11 protein-coding genes and 1 rRNA gene are annotated in these 18687 nt (G+C 73.3%); 6 read left to right on the forward strand and 6 right to left on the reverse strand.

The genetic code is table 11. The features are described 5' to 3' along the window. Positions 1-100: 100 nt before the first annotated feature. The 4 genes from I2501_RS10525 to I2501_RS10540 all read right to left on the reverse strand — a co-directional run bounded on the left by I2501_RS10525 (position 101) and on the right by I2501_RS10540 (position 6149). Complete coding sequence (locus I2501_RS10525) at positions 101-1870, reverse strand: PrsW family intramembrane metalloprotease (protein WP_328806301.1); 1770 nt, start codon at positions 1868-1870, stop codon at positions 101-103. Between the two features lie 118 nt (positions 1871-1988). Then, the gene (trmB, locus tag I2501_RS10530; RefSeq protein WP_408022718.1) at positions 1989-2795 is read right to left on the reverse strand and encodes a tRNA (guanosine(46)-N7)-methyltransferase TrmB; all 807 of its coding nucleotides are present in this window, start codon (positions 2793-2795) and stop codon (positions 1989-1991) included. Between the two features lie 128 nt (positions 2796-2923). Continuing rightward, positions 2924-4105, reverse strand: a complete 1182-nt coding sequence (lhgO, locus tag I2501_RS10535) for an L-2-hydroxyglutarate oxidase (RefSeq protein ID WP_408022719.1) — start codon at positions 4103-4105, stop codon at positions 2924-2926. Positions 4106-4466: 361 nt separating this feature from the next. Then, a complete protein-coding gene (locus tag I2501_RS10540; protein WP_196193595.1) occupies positions 4467-6149 on the reverse strand; it encodes a hypothetical protein in 1683 nt (560 codons plus the stop codon). Between the two features lie 711 nt (positions 6150-6860). Between I2501_RS10540 and I2501_RS10545 the strand changes: the two genes are divergently transcribed. From I2501_RS10545 to I2501_RS10555, 3 genes are all read left to right on the forward strand, one after another. Then, on the forward strand, positions 6861-9785 hold the full coding sequence (locus I2501_RS10545) for an asparagine synthase-related protein (RefSeq protein ID WP_236046040.1): 2925 nt from the start codon (positions 6861-6863) through the stop codon (positions 9783-9785). 37 nt (positions 9786-9822) lie between these two features. After that, complete coding sequence (locus I2501_RS10550; RefSeq protein ID WP_196193596.1) at positions 9823-10347, forward strand: universal stress protein; 525 nt, start codon at positions 9823-9825, stop codon at positions 10345-10347. 141 nt (positions 10348-10488) lie between these two features. Then, positions 10489-11127: a DsbA family oxidoreductase gene (locus I2501_RS10555; RefSeq protein WP_196193597.1), complete on the forward strand. Its 639-nt coding sequence runs from the start codon at positions 10489-10491 to the stop codon at positions 11125-11127. Between the two features lie 27 nt (positions 11128-11154). On the opposite strand, the gene I2501_RS10560 is transcribed toward I2501_RS10555, so the two are convergent. Continuing rightward, complete coding sequence (locus I2501_RS10560) at positions 11155-13077, reverse strand: sigma-70 family RNA polymerase sigma factor (protein WP_196193598.1); 1923 nt, start codon at positions 13075-13077, stop codon at positions 11155-11157. A 341-nt stretch (positions 13078-13418) separates the two neighbouring features. Continuing rightward, positions 13419-14189 carry a helix-turn-helix domain-containing protein gene (locus tag I2501_RS10565; protein ID WP_196193599.1) on the reverse strand — a complete coding sequence of 257 codons (771 nt, stop codon included), beginning with the start codon at positions 14187-14189 and terminating at the stop codon, positions 13419-13421. Between the two features lie 315 nt (positions 14190-14504). Between I2501_RS10565 and I2501_RS10570 the strand changes: the two genes are divergently transcribed. The 3 genes from I2501_RS10570 to I2501_RS10580 form a co-directional block, all read left to right on the forward strand. Beyond that, positions 14505-15896, forward strand: a complete 1392-nt coding sequence (locus tag I2501_RS10570) for an NAD(P)/FAD-dependent oxidoreductase (RefSeq protein ID WP_196193670.1) — start codon at positions 14505-14507, stop codon at positions 15894-15896. Positions 15897-16173: 277 nt separating this feature from the next. Next, positions 16174-18147, forward strand: a complete 1974-nt coding sequence (locus I2501_RS10575; protein WP_236046042.1) for an ATP-binding SpoIIE family protein phosphatase — start codon at positions 16174-16176, stop codon at positions 18145-18147. 410 nt (positions 18148-18557) lie between these two features. Next, positions 18558-18687 (forward strand): 16S ribosomal RNA (locus I2501_RS10580); the annotation flags it as partial.

The following is an 18687-nucleotide window of genomic DNA, read 5'->3' on the forward strand; positions in this document are numbered from 1 at the left end:
AGGACAGGCGATGTCGGGGTGTACGGCGGATGAGCCGGACGTGTGCGTTCGACGTCGGCGTCAGCTCCCGCCCGACGTCAGGCCTCGGCAGGCCCAGCTTTCAGCTCTCGGCCGGCGGCTGCTCGGACGCAGGGTTCGCCTGCGCGGGGCTCGCCTGCGCGGGGCTCGGCTGCACCGGGGACGGCGCCACCGGCTGCTGGTGTGCGTAGGGGTAGGGCTGCTGCGGATAGGCCTGCTGCGGCGCGTACGCCCGCGGGGCGTACGGCTGTCCCCCGTACGGCGGTCGGCCGCCGTACTGCGGGGGCGTCTGCTGCTGCGGCACGAACGCCTGCCCGTATCCCGGCGGCTGGGTGTGCGGGTAGGGCCCGTAACCGGGGCGCTGCGGATAGGGCCCGTAGCCCGGTCCGTATCCCGGACGCTGCGGGTACGGGTAACCGAAGCCCGGCGCCGGGGGACCGGCCCAGGCCGTGGCCAGCGGCGGGTGGGTGCGGTACCACTCCTGCTCGCCGACGCGGTTGAAGACGGGCTCGACCGCCTCCTTGCGCTCCCACAGGTGGTGCAGCAGTTCCTGCTCGCGCTCCGCGAAGTCCTGCACCGCGAGGCCGCGGGCCACCCGCTCGCGCAGCAGCGCCAGCGAGGTCGCGAAGCCCTGGTACTCGCGCATCGCCTTGTCGGCGGCCGGACCGCCCTGGAACCGGGCCAGCGCCCGCGCCTGCTTGCGGGTCCGCATCGACGCCAGCACCAGCGGCACCGGACGGGCGATCCACCCCGCCGCCACGTACACGGCCAGCTGCTTGCCGACCACCCGCAGCTCGTTGCCGCGCGACCAGATCACCAGCCAGACCATCAGCGCGAAGACCGGCATCATGAAGAGGAAGTAGACGCCGAAGAAGCCCAGCGGGCCCAGCACCGGCGCGCTGTTCCAGGTGCCGTGCATCAGCATCGCGAAGATCCAGCCCGCGATCGGGGCGCAGATCCGCTGCCAGCGCTTGCGGCTGATCGCCGCGAGCCCGAAGCCGACCGCCGTCATCGAGGTGAAGAGCGGGTGCGCGAACGGCGACATCACCTCGCGCATCACGAAGGTCATCACGGTCGCCGCTATGCCGGTGCCGCCGTCGTTGCTGCCGTCCATCACGGAGCGGCCGATGTAGAGGATGTTCTCGGTGAAGGCGAAGCCGGTCGCGGTGAACCCGGCGTAGACCGCGCCGTCGACGATGCCGGTGAAGTCCCGGCGGCGGAAGAGGAAGATCAGCAGCAGCGGCGCGGCCTTGGAGGACTCCTCGACCAGCGGCGCGACCAGGCTCGCGCCCAGCGTCTCGCCGCCGCCCACCTGGTGGCTGATGAGCAGTGAGGTGGCCCAGTCGTTGGCCAGGATCGCTACGAGGGTGGCCGCGCACGCGCCCCAGCCGAAGCAGAAGAGCAGCAGCCGGGCGGGCTTCGGCTCGACCCGGTCCAGCCAGTGGTAGGCGCCCAGCACCAGCGGCACCGGCAGCACCGCGAGCGCGACGCCGACGACGAAACCGGCGGTCCCGGTCTGGGTGTGGACCATGTTGAGGATCGCCGCCCCGCACGCGGCGAAGGCGATCACCACCAGCGCGACCCGCAGCCAGCGGTTCTCCAGCAGGTTGCGGCGGACCTTGTAGCGGAGGGTGCGCGGCGGCTCGAACGGCAGCGCGGCCGTCCCCGGCTGGGGAGCCGTCGGCAGGCCCTCGGGCAGCGGCACGTCGGCGGGGTCGACCAGATCCGCGATCACGGGCAGGCCCGGATCGGCGGAGTCGGTGGCGGGGACGGGGGACTCGGCTCCGGATATCGGCCCGGTCGCGTCCTCGGCGGTGCTGTTCGCCGGGGGTTCGTGCTGCGCGCTGCTCACCCCATGACCTTAGCGGGGCGGTGGATCAGGGGGTAAGGACTTGTGCCCGCACGGTCACCCCGCGTGCACCGCACGCGCGTGCGGCCCAACGCCGGCCCAGCGGCGGTTCGGCGGCGGTTCAGCGGCGACGGAAGAGCAGGTCGTGGACCACGTGGCCCTTGGCCAGGCCCTGGCGTTCGAACTTGGTCACCGGCCGCCAGTCCGGGCGCGGCGCGAAGTCGGCGTGCAGGTTGACCAGGTCGGGGGAGGCGCTCAGCACCTCCAGCATCTGCTCCGCGTAGGGCTCCCAGTCGGTCGCGCAGTGCACCGTAGCGCCGGGGCGGAGCCGGGACGCGGCCAGGGCCACGAACTCGGGCTGGATCAGCCGCCGCTTGTGGTGGCGGGCTTTGGGCCACGGGTCAGGGAAGTAGATCCGCAGCCCGGCGAGGGACGCGGGCGCGAGCTGGTCGCGGAGCAGCACGACGGCGTCGCCCTCGGCCAGGCGCACGTTGTCCAGGCCGTCGGACTCGATCCGGCGCAGCAGGTTGCCGTGGCCGGGGGTGTGCACGTCGGCCGCGAGTATGCAGCGCTCCGGCTCGGCGGCGGCCATGGTCGCGGTGGCGTCGCCCATCCCGAAGCCGATCTCCAGCACCACCTCGGCGTCGGTCCGCCCGAACCAGGCGTCCAGGTCCAGCAGCCGCTCGCCGTCGATCCTGATGCCCCACGCGTCCCAGGAGCGCGCCAGCGCGTCGTGCTGCGCGGTGCTCATCCGGCCCTTGCGCGGGTGGAAGCTGCGGATCCGGCGCTCGGTGTGCAGCTCAGGCGACACGGGATCGCCGGGACGCGGCACGTCGGCGCGGGCGCTGGCACCGCTGCCGGGGAGGGCGCCGGAGGCCTCGGGGCGTGCGGCGGCCGGGGGGACGAGGGTGGTGGGCTGGCTGGTCACAATGCGCCCCAGTCTACGGAACCGTTCAGTCTGCGGGCCGTTCGCCCGCCGCCCTCGGCCCGGTAGGCCTGGCCTGCGTCCGGTGCCAGCAGGGGCAGGTGGTCGCCGAAGGGCGAGTGCCGGAGGGCTCAGCCGCTGTGGTCGAGCGCGGCCCGGGCGCGCCCGGCGATCTCGCGGCCGATCGCGAGGGACGCCGTGGCCGCGGGGGAGGGGGCGTTGAGCACGTGGACGGTCCGCGGGCCCTCGGCGAAGGCGAAGTCGTCGACCAGCACGCCGTGCCGGTCGACCGCCTGGGCGCGGACGCCCGCCGGGGCGGGCAGCAGGTCCTGCTCGGTGACTGCGGGCAGCAGGCGCTGGAGTGCGTGGGTGAACGCCCGGGTGCTGAGCGAGCGCCGCAGCTCGACCGCCTCCGCGCGCCAGTGACGCGAGGCGAGCGACCAGGTGCCCGGCCAGCTCGCGGTTTCGAGCAGGTCGCGCGGGCTGATCGTGCGCCAGTCGTAGCCCTCGCGGGCCAGAGCGGGGACGGCGTTGGGGCCGACGTGGACGCCGCCGTGCAGGTCCCGGGTCAGGTGCACGCCGAGGAAGGGGAACGCCGGGTCCGGCACCGGGTAGACCAGCCCGCGCACCAGCGACGCCGCCTCCGGGGCCAGCTCGAAGTACTCGCCGCGGAAGGGGACGATCCGCAGCCCGGGGTCGTCGCCCGCCAGCCGTGCGATCCGGTCGCTCTGCAGGCCGGCGCAGTTGACCAGCACCCGGGTCCGGACCTCGCCCAGCGTCGTGGTCACGGTGACGCCGTCGCCGCGCCGGTCGATCGCGGTGACCGCGTTGCCGGTGCGGATCCGCGCCCCGGACAGCTCCGCGTACCGGGCGGCCACGGCCGGGTAGTCGGCGAGGCCGGTGGTACCGACGTGCAGCGCGGCCACGCCGCTGATGTGCGGTTCGTGCTCGGCGATCTGGGCTGCGCCCAACTCGCGCGTGGGCAGGCCGTGTTCGCGTCCGCGCTGGGCCAGCGCGTGCAGGCGCGGCAGTTCGCTGCGGTCGACGGCGACCACGAGCTTGCCGGTGACCTGGTGGGGGAGGCCCTGCTCCTTGCAGAACTCGACCATCTCCGCGGCCCCGGCCAGGGCGAACTTCGCCTTGAGCGAGCCCGGTCGGTAGTAGAGGCCGCTGTGGATCACCCCGCTGTTGCGGCCCGTCTGGTGGGCCGCGAGCCGCGGCTCCTTCTCCAGCACGACCACGTCCAGCTCGGGCGCCTGCTGGGCCAGCGCGTACGCTGCGCTGAGCCCGACGATGCCCGCACCGATAATCACGACGTCGCAGTCAAAGCCCCGCACGCAAGCCCTTCCGACGGTTCGACGAGGGTTCTGCCGGTCACCTTACGCGTCCATGACCGCCCACAGCAGGGCGCGTCCGAGGTCAGAGACGGTGCGGCGTCCAGTTGCACTACCCAGGGGCGCGCGGCCCTACCGTTCGCTCCCGCAGGTAGTTGCACCCCCAGGGGCGCGGGGAACTGCGCAAGAAACCAACCTGTGCGGATGGCCCTGCGCGTTCGGCCGGCCACGTGGGTGGGTGGCTTGTCGCGCCCGCGCGGCGGAGCCGCATATCAGCAGAGCCCCGCGCCCCTGATAGTGCAACTACCTGCGGCAGCACACGCCCGGCTTGTCGCGCCCGTCAGGCCGGAGCGGCCAGCGTCAGGCGGGCGCGTTCCACCAGCTCCTGGGCGATCCGCTCGCCCTTGTAGCGGTCCAGCCGCTTCAGCATCTCCGCCAGGTACTCGCGGGTGCGCTGCGAGGAGATCCGCCCGGCCACGTCGAGCGCGCGGTTGCCCGCCGCCACCGCGCGTTCCAGCTCGCCCTGGTCCAGCTCGGCCATGGCCGAGACGATCAGGCGCAGGCCGTGCGAGCGGACGTACTCCTCCGTGGGCGTGGCCAGCGCGCGCTCGGTGAACTCGCGGACCTTGCCCGGCATGCCGAGATCGCGGAAGCCCTCGGCCGCGTCCGCGGCCAGCCGGTCCCAGGTGTAGAAGTCGATCCAGGCCGGATCGCTGTCGCCAGGACGTGACCGCTCCAGCCAACTCTCCGCCGCGGCAAGGGCGGAGGCGCAGGCTGCGGCGTCCCCGGCGCGGGCGTGGGCGCGGGACTCGACCAGTCGGAAGAAGCTCATCGTCCGCGCCGTCGCCAGCCCGCGATTGCGCTCCACGGCGGCCTGGGCGAGGTCGACGCCCTCGTCGGCCGCGCCCCGGTAGGTCGCCTGGAGGCTCATCGACGCGAGCACGTAGCCGCCGAGCGGCACGTCCGCCGCCGCGCGGGCCAGGCGGAGCGCCTGGATGTAGTAGCGCTGCGCGGCCTCCTGCTGGCCGGTGTCGAACGCCATCCACCCGGCGAGCCGGGTCAGTTCGGCCGTCGCGCCGAACAGCGCGCGGCCCACCTCGTCGCTGTAGCTGGCGAGCAACAGCGGTGTGGCGTCCCGCCGCAGGCACTCGGGGACCATGGACGAGCGCCAGTCGCCGCCGCCGTAGCGGGAGTCCCAGCGGCGTGCCTCCTCGGCGGCCTGACGCAGCTTGGCCGCGTCCGCGTGGCCGACCCGGTAGCTGCCGCGCGCGCCGTCGGCGAGGCCCAGCGGCGCGCCGACGTGTCCGAACCGGCCGTCGTGGCCGGTCGGCTGGGACTCCGCGTCCCCGAGATCGCCCGGGTCCGGAAGCTCCAGGGACCCTCCCTGCGCGCCTGCCCGCTCACCTGCCCGCGGGCCGGGAACCGTCGGCGCGGACCGCCGCGCCGGGGCATGGGTGTCCGCCGCCGCGTCCGCCGCGTGGTCCTTGTCGTCGGCCGCCTGGTAGCCGGCCGTCCTGGCGTCGGCGCTCGGCGCCTCCCGCGCGACCGAGCCGTCGACGGGCGTGATCAGCCAGCGCGCGACGGGGGTGGTGTAGGCCGCGACGGAGAAGGATCCGGCCAGGGTGTCCCACCAGCCGCTGCCCGGCGCACCGGGTTTGCGCGTGCGCCCCGGGTCGAGCCGCCAGAGGTCGGTCGCGCTCTGCACCGCCGCCGGAACCGCGCGGGGGAAGGTCAGGCCGATCTCGGGGGTCGGATCGGTACTGCCCAGGCCGATCTCCTCCAGCGGGACCGCCCGGCCGAGCTTGCCGCCGATCGCCGTCGCGATCAGATGCGGAACCGGACCCTGCGGGACCATTCCCTTGGTGACCCAACGGGCCACCGAGGTCTTGTCATAACGGAAGGTCAGCCCGCGTTGTGCGCCGAGGTCGTTGACCCGGCGGGCCAGCCCGGCGTTGCTCATCCCGGCAAGGGTCAGCAGGGTGCCGAGCTTGTCGTTCGGTCCGCGACTGCCAGTGGTCGTCATGCCCTCCTGTCACCCCCTCACGGTTCACGCACCTCGCCCTGTTGAACCCAGAGTAGTTCCCTGCCTGCCCACGGTTAAGGGGTCTTGTTCCAGATGGCGGGATCCGGTAGCGGAGATGGCAGTTCCGGTGTGGTTATGCCCCTGGCGCGTGCGGCGGTGCGCCCCGGTGTGCCCCCTCCCTCGTTCCGCGTTCCGGCGTTTGCATGGTGGCGTGGGTCGGCCTGCCGTCGAGGACCCGGCGGGTCGGGGGACGCCGCCGCCGTACATCCCCGCGCGGCGGCGGACCGGCTCGGGGGGTGTGCGGACACCCCCCGAGCTGTGGTCCGTCCGCTCGCCGCGCTGTTCCGTTCGTCCGTTCGTTCTGCCCGGGCGGTCGGTCGGACGGGTCTCGCGGCGACCGTGCCCGGGCCGGACCTCGGGGGTCGGGGTCCGGTCCCGGGAGGGGAGGGTCCGGCCCCGCGCTCCACGCCCGTCCGTCTCTGTTGCCGTCCTTGCCGTTCGCCTGTGTTGCCCGTTGTCCGTGTCCGTGCTCCGCCTTGTCCGGTCCGTGCCCTCGTCCGTGCCTTGTTTGTGGTGGTCAGCCCTGTTTGTCCGTCAACTTTGCGTCAACTTCCGGAATTTGCCTGCCTCGATGCCACAGCCGAACACGCCGTGGGCTGGCACGATGGGGAGTTGACGGTGCGGCACCGTGCCTTTGGCGTGGAGGCGACGATGCGTTGGTTGGTGGGCTGGAGCGGCCTGGGCAGCAAGACCCGGGACGGCGCGGCCGCCCTCGCTGACGTGCGCGCGCTCCGACCGGTCGGCGGACGCCTGCTCTGGCCAGGCTCCGATCCGCTGTGGGCGGTGGGGGACTGGCGTCCGGACGAGATCCGCAGTGTCACGCTGCACCGGTGGCGGCGTCACTCCAGCGCCGTCGTCCAGCACGGCTTTCCCGCCCTCCCCGACCCTGGCGACGATCCGGCCGCCGATGAACTCCCGCCCGACGACGGCGCCTCGGCGCGCCTGCTCGTCCTCGGCCGCTGCGGAGCGGCGGACGCGGCGCTGCGCACCGCCCTGCTCGCGACGTCCGGCGGCGCACTGCGGCACCTGACCACCTGGTCCGGCAGCTATGTCGTCGTGCTCCAACTGGGCGCGCGCGTCTCGATCCTGGGCGATCTGGCCGGGGTCCACCCCGTCTACCACACGCCGTTCGGAGGCGGGACCGCCTACGCCACCGCCGCGTTGCCGCTGGCCGACCTCGTCGATGCGCCCCTCGACCGGATCCACCTCGCGGCACGGCTGGCCCTGCCGGACGCGCCCGAGGGCGTCGGCGACGGCAGCCCCTTTGCCGGGGTGCGCCGGGTCCCGCCGGGGCAGGCACTGACCGTGCGCGGCGGCGTCTCCGCCGTCGGCGCCTACGAGCCGGTGCCCGGCGGCGTGGGGAGCTACGAGAACAGCGAGGCGTCGGCCACCGCCGAGGTGACCCGGTCCCTGCTGGAGTCCGTGCGGCTGCGGGTCCGCACGTCGCAGCAGACGGTGCAGACCGCCTTCGGCCTCGGCGCAGTGGCCGCCGGCCAGCCGGTCGCGCCGGGAGACGTGTCGGCTCAGCTGTCCTCGACCGTCTTCGCCGCAGGCCCGGGGAGCCGGGACCTGGGATCTGGGTGGGGAACGGGAGTTGAGCCAGGGTTCGACCTCGGCCTGGGGTCCGGCCCCAGCCTTGGCCACGGCCTTGGCATGTTCGTCGGCAGGCCGCACCACCGGGGAGCCCAGGCACCGTCCGGCGGCGACTTGCCGGACGAGACGCTGATCGAGAGCGGCATCGGCTACGACGGCCCGGACGAGGCGGGCGAGCAGGTTGTCCGCCGACGGGACGTCAGCGTCGACCTGTCCGGCGGCAGCGCCTCGACGGTGCTGGCGCTGCTGGCGGCGACAATCCCCCGGGCCGCCAAGGTGCCCGCCGCGCGGCCTGCCGCACACTTCGACGCGAGCGCCAGTGCGAGCGCCGGCGTGAATCCCGGCGTCACCCCGGAACCCGAGCCGGGCAGCGCGCGGACCACCCAGCCCACCCGGCGTACGGAGCGCGCCGCGGCAAACGGCACGGCGGCCAACGGCGGCGTCCCGCCGGTCCGCCACCCGGCCCTCGGCACCTTCAGCGAGGAGCGCTGGGGCGACCCCCGCAGCTACCGCACCCTCCACCACGGCCCGCCGCCGACCTCGCCTGCGGCCGAAGCGGAGTCCGCCCGCCGCACAGGCGCGGTGCGCGGCTCCTGGGCGCGCCGCGTCACCGTGCCCGAACCCGAGCCGACCGGTCTGCTCGCGATCACCTGGACCGACGCCGAGGGAGCCACCGGGTCGCCCCTCAGCCCCGCCCGCGAGGCGGAGTTGCTGCGCGCCCGCTCCGTCGCCGAAGCCGCCGCCGACCGGCTCGACCACGTCGTCGTGCCCGGCGGCGAGGACGCGCTCCCGTACGCGGACCTCGGCGACGACCCGCTGGCCGGACCGCTGACCGACGAGCCCGGCCCGGCCCTGGTCGCCGCGCTGCGCCACCGCGCCCGGCTGGCCGCGGCAGGCACCGACCACATCAGCGGCCACGGCGCCCGCCAGGTCCTGGACGGTCACCCGGCCCGCCTCGCCGACCTGTTGCTGGAACGCCGGCGCAGCCCGCTGCTGCGACCGGTTGCCGCTCTCGCCCGCGCTGACAGCGCGATGGTCGGCACACCCGTCGCGGTGGTGCGCGCGGCCCGGCGGCTCGCCCGCACCGCCTACACCGACGGACTCCTGGACGCCGCCGCGGCCCTGGTCGCCGGTCGCACCACCGGTGCGCCGCCCGGAACCGCCGGTGAGGCGTCCACCCGTGCGCTCGCCTGGTGCACGCCCGGCCCGGCCGCGGCCTGGCTCACCGCCGACGCCCGCAGCGCCGTCGCTCAACGCCTCCACCTGGCCGCCCGCGCCGGTGCTCCCGACGAGCGGCCGGGAGCCCGGCGCGCGCGGTTGGCACTGCAGCGGCGCGCGGCGGAGTTCCGGGTGCTGGCCCAGGTCGTCGAGAGCGCGCCGGACGCACGCGGGCAGCGTCTGCACGCGCCGTTCCTGGACAACCAGGTGGTCCGCGCCTGCCGCCAGGTCCCCGACCGGGCGCGGATCCAGCCCGGCGCACGCCACGGCATCCTCCGCGCGGTCCTGGCGGGCGCAGGGGTCCAGGAGGTCCCCGACGGCTGGGGCAACGGCCTCCCGCCCGACCCCTACGCGGCTGCGGACAGCGTCCGTGCCGGGCTGCGCCGCTCCGCCGACGCCCTGGACCGCCTCTTCGCCGCATCCCTGCTGGGCGACTGGGGCCTGATCGACGCCGAAGGCGTGCGCGCGGCACTGCGCGCTGCGGCGTCGGACGCGCCGGTCCCGCTGGACGGGCTTGCGGACGTGGTGGCCATGGAGCTGTGGCTGCGCCGCCTCCGGGCCCGGCGCGGTTCCTGCTGGACCGGCCTGCCGCCGCTGCCCCGCCCCGCCGTCACGTCTGGCGTCCCCAACTCGTCCAGCTCATCCAACGTCTCCAACGCCGCCACCGCCTTCAGCTCCTCCGGCGCCGTGCCCACGGGGCGGCCCACCCCCGCAGTCCCTCCGACGGGCCGGTCGGCCACCGTGTCGGCGTCACACGTGTCTTGACGGTGGGTCGGCCGCATGCGCCCCGATGATGGGACGCATGCAGCCACTGCCCGTCTCCCACGAGCCCCCGTCGGCCCACGCCCAACCCGGCGTCCTGGTCGGCGTCGACGGTTCGGACGGGTCGCTGTGGGCGTTGGAGCGGGCGCTCCAGGAGGCGCGGGCCCACGCGGTGCCGGTGCGGGTGCTCGCGGCGGTCAATCCGACGCCGCTGGCCGACACGGCGGTGGGCCTGGACGACGTGGTCCAGGACAGCGTCGGCCGCCTGCTGGCGGGCATGACCGAGGTGGTCGGGCGCGCGGTCGCGGCGGTGACGGCCCGCTTGGAGACAGGGCAGGCCGATCCGGCCGACGAGGAAGCACCCGTCCCGACCCCGGAGCTGTTCGTGGTCGCGGGCGACCCGGTCGCGCTCCTGCTCCGCGCGTCCCAAGGCCAGCACACGCTGGTCCTCGGCACTCGCGGCAACGGCGGCTTCCCGCGCCTGCTGCTCGGGTCGGTCGCCTCGGCGCTGACCTTCCACGCGCTCTGCCCGGTGCTGCTGGTCCCGGGGCCCAAGCGGGGGTGACCGGAGCGGAAGCGGCCGCGTCCCCCGCCGGACGGGTGTGACTGCGGTCTCGTCGAAGTCGTGCCGGGTCCGGAATTCCGGGGCACGGGTCCGCGTTGGGGTTGTCTGAGCGCGCAGACGATCGAGAGGAGCCGTGCTCTCATGAAGGTGGAGATCTACAGCGACATCGCCTGCCCGTGGTGCTTCATCGGCAAGCGCCGGTTCGACCGCGCCCTTGAGGCCTTCGCCGGGGCTGAGGACGTCGAGGTCGTCTACCGCCCGTTCCAGCTGGTGCCTGACGCCCCTATGGAGCCGAGCCCGCACCGCGCCTGGCTTGAGGAGCGCTACGGTCCGCAGTCCCGCGCCATGGACGACCGCGTCGCGGCGATCGGCAAGGGCGAGGGCATCGACTACGACTTCGACGCCGCCCAGCACGTCAACACCGTCCACGGCCACCGCCTGCTCTGGCTCGCCGAGCACGAGTACGGCCCGAAGACGCAGGCCGACCTCAAGGAGCGCCTGCTCGCCGCGCACTTCTCCGAGGGCATCGACGTCGCCGACTTCGCCGCGCTGACCGAGATCGCCGTGGCCGCCGGGATGGACCGGGCCCGCGTCGAGGCCTTCCTCCCGTCCGACGAGGGCCGCGCCGAGACCGCGAGCGAGTTGGAGCACGCCCGCTCGATCGGCGTCAGCTCCGTCCCGACCTTCGTCTTCGAGGGCAAGTACGCCGTCCAGGGCGCGCAGGAGACGGAGACGTTCCTCCAGGCCCTGGAGCAGATCAAACAGATGCAGGGCAAGTGACCCGCAGGCGCCGCAAGGGCCGTCGCGTCAGCAGGTGAAGCGCGCGTCGGCCCAGTCGGCGATCTGACCGCCGATGAAGCCGTGCGCTCCCCGGGCCACCAGCTTGATCTCGGTCAGCCCCTTCAGCGACACGCTGACCTTCTCGGCCGGGTCACCGCCATGGATGACCCCGGACTGCCACAGCACCGCACCCGTCGTCCCGTTCTCGACGCTGAACTGCGCCGAACCGAGGCCCAAGGCCATGTCGTCGATGCCCACCCACGCGGAGAAGTTCGTGCAGGCCCGGTTCAGGTCGACCACCGCGCTCGACGGGGTCATCACGGTGATGCCGCGCGTATAGGACTTCTTGCCGATGCTGACGCCGTCGGGCCGCTGCCACACCCAGTTGAAGACACTCGGCGGGGCCAGCGCGGGCCCGTCGGCGGGGCCGCTGCCCTGGTAGGGCAGCGTGTCGACGTAGTAGCTGGTGACGGGAGGCGGCGGGGTCGGAGTCGGGGTCGGCTTGGGCGTCGGTCTCGGCGGCGGCGGGGTCGGACGCGGAGTCGGCTTGGGCGTGGGTGTCGGCGTCGGAGTCGGGCTCGGCTTGACCACCGGCGGCGCGGGCGGCGGAGGCGTCGGCTTGGGTGTCGGCTTCGGGGTCGGTCTGGCCGGGACCGTTGCCACCGGAGTCGGCTTCGGCTTGGCCGCCGGCGCGGGCTTCGGCTGGACGTCGCTCCCGGTCAGCGCGAACGCCAGCCCGGCGGCAGCGGCGACGGCGACGGCCGTGGCGATGCCGATCTTGACCGGCAGCCCCACACCCTCCGACGCGGCGCCACCACCGGCAGCGCCACCCGCGGCACCGCCCGACGAACCCGCCGCGCCCGCGGCCCCGGCAGCTCCGGTCGTGGCCGTGGCACCGCCACCGCCCGCAGCCGCCGTGACGCCGACCGCCGCACCGGCAGTGGCCGCACCGGCCAACCCGGCCGCCAGCACGGTGAAGTAGCCCGATCCGAGCCAGACCAGCAGGCCGGAGGGCAGCAGCTCACGCAGGCTGTGGTTGAGGTCGACCAGCTCCAGGTAGGCAGCCGAGCAGCGGTCGCACTCCTGCAGGTGCGCCCGCACGTCCGTCGACGCCCGCTTGCCCAACTGCCCGCGCGCGAAGCCGCCCAGCTTCTTCGCGTGCTGCTCGCAGTCGGACGCCTGGGTGTCCGAGATGTGCGCCTGCAGGAACGCCGTCGCCAGCCGCTCGCGTGCGCGGTGCGCCTGCACGGCGGTCGCGTTGGCGGTCTTGCCCAGCAGCACCGCGACCTCGCGCGGCGGCTCCTGCTCGACCTCGGTGTGCCAGAGCAGCAGCCGGTCGTCCGCGTCCAGGTTCAAAAACGCGCGGACGATCAGCGACTGGTCCACGCCGGTCATCGCCTGCGCGTCCGCGCCGGGGTCGGTCACGTCGACGGTGGCGACCACGGCGTTGTTCGTGGCGAACAGCTGGAAGTCGTCGATCAGTTGCTCACGCCGGTCGCCACGCGTCCACGAGGCGGCGATGTTCCGGACGGCGGTCAGCAGGTACGCGCGGACCGCGACGTCCGGCCCCTTGCCGGCGCGCAGCGCCTGCAGCGTGCGGGCGAAGACCTCCCCCGCGAGGTCCTCGGCCGTGAACGAATCCCGGCAGCAGGTACGGGCGTAGCGGCGGACGGCGGCAACGTGGCGCCGGTACAGCTCCTCGTACGCGGCGTCGTCCCCGGCCCGTACGGCAGCGGTGAGATCGGCGTCGGACGTGCTCAGCGGCTCGTCGTCGACGGGCCCGCCGGGCGGCGGCACGCTGGGCGTCGCGGCGGTCTCGACGCGGTCGGCCGCGCCGTGTTCGTGCGGGCCCTCCGCGCTGTCGCCGCGCTGCCGCGGCAGTCCCTCGGCACCGCCGACACCCTGCGGCGGCACGTGCGCCGCAGACGCGTCCGGTTCCTCAGTGGGCATGACCCGACCCCCGCTTCCCTCACTCAACCGGGTCAGGTTCCCACAGATCGGCCCCGCCAACGAGGGTGAACGATTCAGCACCACCCCTTCGGGGGCCTAGTACCAGTCTTTCGAGCGGAGCGGTGATGCGCACGGCAGCAAGTTGCAGCATCAGGGGCGCGGGGCTCTGCCGATATGCGGCTCCGCCGCGTGGGCGCGAGCAACCACCCTGTACGGATGGCCCTGCCCGCTGAGCGACTCACCACCTCGGGTGGCTTGTCGCGCCCACGCGGCGGAGCCGCAGATCAACAGAGCCTCGCGCCCCTGACGTCTGCAAGTACCTCTCGCAGCGGAGCTGCGCGTCAGCCCGCCCGCAGCCCCTGCAGCAACAGCTGCAGCAGCCGCCCTGCCGCGCTGCCGTCGGCAGACGCATGCGCGGGCACCGACGCCGTCAGCACCAGCACCACGTCGGCCACGCTGACACCGCCCCGCAGCTCCCCGCAGCCCGCCGCACGGTCGACCAGCTGGGCCAGCAGCGCCAGCAGCCGGGCCGGGTCCGCGTCCTCCCCGAACTCCTCGTCAACTGCGCCGACAGCGACGCCGACACCGGTGCCGCCAACCGCAGTCGACGTCGCCGCCGCGCCCGTCGGGGACAGCGACTCCTCCGACGTCGCCGACCGCGGCGCGGGAACCCGCACCATCGCCTCCGCCTGGCGGAACGTCTCGGGCGGCAGCAGCCGGCCCGCGCCGCTCGTCGCCGCGCGCGCGAGGAAGTCCGCCAGCGACTCCCACGCCCCCGCGGAGTCCGAACTGAGCGCCTCGCGCGCCTGCGTGGTCAGCCAGACCACCTCCTCCGAGGCGATCCGGCGCACCAGCACCTCCTTGCTCGGGAAGCGCCGGTAGACCGTGCCCACGCCGACGCCCGCGCGGCGGGCGACCTCCTCCATCGGCGCGCCGTAGCCGAGTTCACCGAAGACCTCGCGCGCGGCGCGCAGCACCGACTCCAGGTTGCGGCGCGCGTCGACGCGAAGCCGTCCGCTGCCGTTCGTCGTCAGCCCCTTCGCCGCCAGCCCCCGCTGCACCGGAATCGTCCCCTCGACTGCACGCTGCAGTACCTGCTCCTGCTGAACCATGAGGTTCGTCCTCCCCCGTACGGACAGATTCAACGACCATAGTTGACGGCACATCGACGGGACCAGGGGACTCGGGCAGGAATCCCACCGTCCGCACCGACCGTGCGCACACGACGGTCGTTGCGCAGCGTAGGGCATCTGCGCTGATCAATGGAGTCGAAGTGCCAATTCCGTGCCGCCGTGTCCGTGTTCGACGGCGGGCCGTCGCCGCGGTCGCCGTCGCGATGTGCGTCACATCTTCGTCAGATCCGCATCCACTCATTCAGGTACGGAGTATGGACGTGCACCCACTCACGGGTGCGGAATGGTTGAGTGATCCCACCTGCGTCCCCACACGCGTCCTCACCGGAATCGGCCGGGCCGTCCTCGGCCGCGCGCATCCTGCTGATCGGTGGCGGGCAGGTCGGCGTCAACGCCGCCCTGCGGCTGCGGGCACGCCTGAAACCGGGAGAGGCCGAGCTCACCCTGGTCGACCCCACCTCGTACATGACGTACCAACCGTTCCTCGCGGAGGCCGCGTCGGGCGCGATCGACCCGCGCCACGTCGTCGTGCCGCTGCGTCGCGCGCTGCGCGGGGTGAAGGTGATGCAGGGCCGGCTGACGTCCTTGGACCAGCCCAACGCGCGTGCCCATCTGCTGCTCCCGGCACCCGTTCACGGCGCATCACCCATCGAACTGACACTCCCTTATGACCTGTTGGTGCTCGCGCCCGGTTCGGTCTCGCGGATCCTGCCGGTACCCGGGCTCGCCGAGCACGGAATCGGCTTCCGCAGCGTCGAGGAGGCCGTCAAACTGCGCAACCACGTCCTGTCCCAACTCGACGTGGCGTCCTCCACCCGCGATCCCGAACTGCGTCAGGCCGCGCTGACCTTCGTCTTCGTCGGCGGCGGCTACGCGGGCACCGGCGCCCTCGCCGAACTGGAGGACATGGCCCGGCACGCGACCAGCCACTACCACAACCTCCGCCCGGAGGACCTGCGCTGGGTGCTGGTCGAGGCGGGCAAGCGGATCCTCCCCGAGACCGAGCCGCAGGCCGCCGAGCGCACCACCGCCGAACTGCGCGACCGCGCCATCGACGTCCGCCTCGGCACGCGCCTCGCCGCGGTCGGAGCGGACGGGACCGTCCAACTCACCGACGGCAGCCGCTTCGCGGCCCGGACCCTGGTGTGGACGGCCGGAGTGCGCGCCAACCCCGTGCTCAAGCAGACCGGCCTGGCCGTAGACGCGCAGGGCCGCCTGCGCTGCGACTCCCACCTGCGCGTCCTCGGCACCGAGCGCGTCTTCGCCGCCGGCGACTCCGCCGCCGTCCCCGATCTGGCCCGCCCCGGCGAGACCTGCCGGGCCAACGCCCAACACGCGGTCCACCAGGCCATGGTGCTCGCCGACAACCTGGTCGCCTGCCTGCGCGGCCAGCCGACCACCGCCTACCGACGCGAACTCAAGGGCACCATCACCTCGCTCGGCCTGCACCAGGGGGTCGCCCAGCTGCGCAGCCGCTCGCTCCACGGCCGCTCGGCCTGGCTGCTCCACCGCGCCGTGCATCTGCGGCGCGTACCGACGTGGGAGCGCAAGGCGAGGGTGATGTCCGACTGGCTGCTCGCCAGTCTGACCGGACGCGAAATCGTTTCGCTCGGGGAGCTCGAAGAACCCCGTGCGGGCTTCGAGCACCTGTTGGACGAAGGCGTGGGCGAAGGGGGGCCGATCTAGCCGAATCGGTTCGCCTCTTGTGCCGTCTGATGTGTCGCGGACGCCCAGCTTGTGCCGTGATGCGCTGTTCCGGAATGCCCCGACTCGGACGGCTTTGCAGAAGCGATGTGTCCGGACTCGCCGGATATGCCGATCTTCAAGACACCCCAGGGCAGCTGATTCCCCGTGAGCGCGGTTTCGGCCACACTGGACCCCGACTCCGCGACCTGAAGCCTGCCTCGCAGCCCCGTCCCCGACGTACCCGCAGCCCGAAGCACAAGCAGCCCGAAGGACTCCGTTGAACCTCACACGCTGGAGCGCCCGGCTCCCCGGCGGACAGCGACGCGCCTCCGCGCCGCAGGACCGTCCTCCCGGCCCCACGCCCAGCGTCCCCGCCACCCGGGAACTGCCCGAGGCACGGATCGCCCACGAGCACGCCGGCCACCAACACCTCGCCGTCCACGACGTCCTCGGGCACCTGCCCGCGCTGGTCGCCATCAGCTACGGGCCCGGCCACCGGCTCGGCTACCTCAGCCGCGCCTACACCGAGGTCTTCGGCCCGCGCCCGACCGGCGTCCCCGCCCACCAGGTGATGCCCGAGCTGGAGGAACTCGGCCTGCTGCCGCTGATGGACCAGGTCTACCGAACCGGCAGGCCGCGCACCGTCAAGGCCCGCAAGGTCCAGCTCCCCGCCCTCGTGGGCGTCGAGCCACCCCGCTACTACACCTTCGTCTGCGCCCCGGTCCGCGAGACCGAGGACCTGGGCCGGCAACTGGCCCAGCTGACGGAGGGTGTGGGGAAGGCAGCCACGGTCACGACGTCCGCGGACGGCGGCGCGGGATCCGGCCCGAGCATCGACCTGGGCGACGGCGGTGCCGACACCGGTGCGGATTCCCCTGTCGGGACCGCCCCTGTCGACACCGGAGCTGTCGGCACGGCCGCTGACCTGGCTGCCTCGCCGTCCGCGCGCACTGCGCTCGGACTGTCCTCGCTCGGCCTCGGCAGCTTCGCCTCGCTGCGCCGCAGTACGGGGGCGTCCGACGTCTGCGGGGTGCTCGTCTTCGGCGCCGAGGTCACCGACCAGGTCCGCGTCACCGAACGGCTCCGGGAGAGCGAACGCCGACAGCGCGAGGCAGCCGTCACCCTCCAGCGCAGCCTGCTCCCGCAGAAGCTGGAGCAGCCCGACGACCTCCGCGTCGCCGCGACCTACCAGCCCGGCGGCGCGGACACCGCCGTCGGCGGCGACTGGTACGACGTGATCACCCTCGGCGGCGGGCGCACCGCGCTGGTCATCGGCGACGTCATGGGCCGCGGGATGCGTGCCGCAGCGGTCATGGGTCAGCTCCGCACGGCCGTACGCGCCTACGCCCGGCTCGACCTGCCGCCGCACGAGGTGCTGCAGCTCCTGGATGGTCTTGCCTCGGAGATCGACGCCTCCCAGATCGCCACCTGCGTCTACGCGGTCTTCGACCCGAGCGAGCAGTGCCTCAGCTACGCGTCGGCCGGACACCTGCCCCTCATGGTCCGGCAGGCGGACGGCACCATCACCCGTCCGGAGGAACCCGGCGGCCCGCCGCTCGGCACCGGCGGCTGGATGCACACCTCCAGCAACCTCCCCTTCACGGCCGGCTCGACGGGCGTCCTCTATACGGACGGTCTCGTCGAACGCCGCGACCAGGACATCGACCACTGCCTGGACACCCTGGCCGGCACCCTCGCGGGCGCCACGGGCGCGCCCGACGTGATCTGCTCGCGCCTGCTCCGCGCCATGGGCGTCACCCCCGAGCACGACGACGACGTGGCGGCGCTGGTCTTCCAGCTCCCGCAGCGCGACAACGACACCGCCGAACTGTTCCGCAGCGCCTCCCTCGACCTGCTCGGCGGCGCGGAGGCGGCGTCCAGCGCCCGAGCCTTCACCCAGGGCGTCCTCACCAGCTGGCGTGTGGGCGAGGAACTGCAGGACCTCGGCGTACTGGCCGTGAGCGAACTGGTCTCCAACTCCCTCACCCACGGCCACCCCCCGATGCGCCTCCGCCTGCGCCGCACCGACCGCCGCCTCACCATCGAGGTCACCGACGCCGACGACCACCTCCCACGCCGCAAGCGCGCCCTCCCGGCTGACGAGTCGGGCCGCGGCCTGGAGATCGTGGCGACCATCGCCTCGAACTGGGGCACCCGTCGCACGCCGGACGGGGGCAAGGCGGTGTGGTGCGAGTTCCTCCTCAAAAGATCTTCGGCAGGAGGGGTTGACCCGGTCCACGGGGACGCGTAGGGTTCTTCGAGTTGTCTCCCCTGCAGCGGACACCGCGTGGGTTCGGAGGCAGCCAACCCCCTGAAACCGATGATCGTACGAATTTGTTTTCGTGCTGCCATTTTTCAGGACCGGCTGGTGGATTTGGTTCCGACCGGAGAAACCAGCTAGAGTTTCACTCGTCGGAACGGGCCGGAGCGAAAAGCGAAGGCCGGAAGTTCTGATAAGCTAGAAAACGAAGGAAGCGCCCGGAGGGCCCGGTGAAACGGGACCGAAGGAAGCGTCCGTTCCTTGAGAACTCAACAGCGTGCCAAAAGTCAACGCCAGTTACTTTTGAGAACAAATTTTCAGCGAGGACGCTGTGCACGGGTCCGCTCATTCCGGTGGATGCTGTGCCGCTCTGCGTTGGATGTCCCGATTACGGGAAAGCATTCACGGAGAGTTTGATCCTGGCTCAGGACGAACGCTGGCGGCGTGCTTAACACATGCAAGTCGAACGGTGAAGCCCTTCGGGGTGGATCAGTGGCGAACGGGTGAGTAACACGTGGGCAATCTGCCCTG

Source organism: Streptacidiphilus fuscans (genome assembly GCF_015690355.1).
GTDB classification, from domain to species: Bacteria; Actinomycetota; Actinomycetes; order Streptomycetales; family Streptomycetaceae; genus Streptacidiphilus; species Streptacidiphilus fuscans.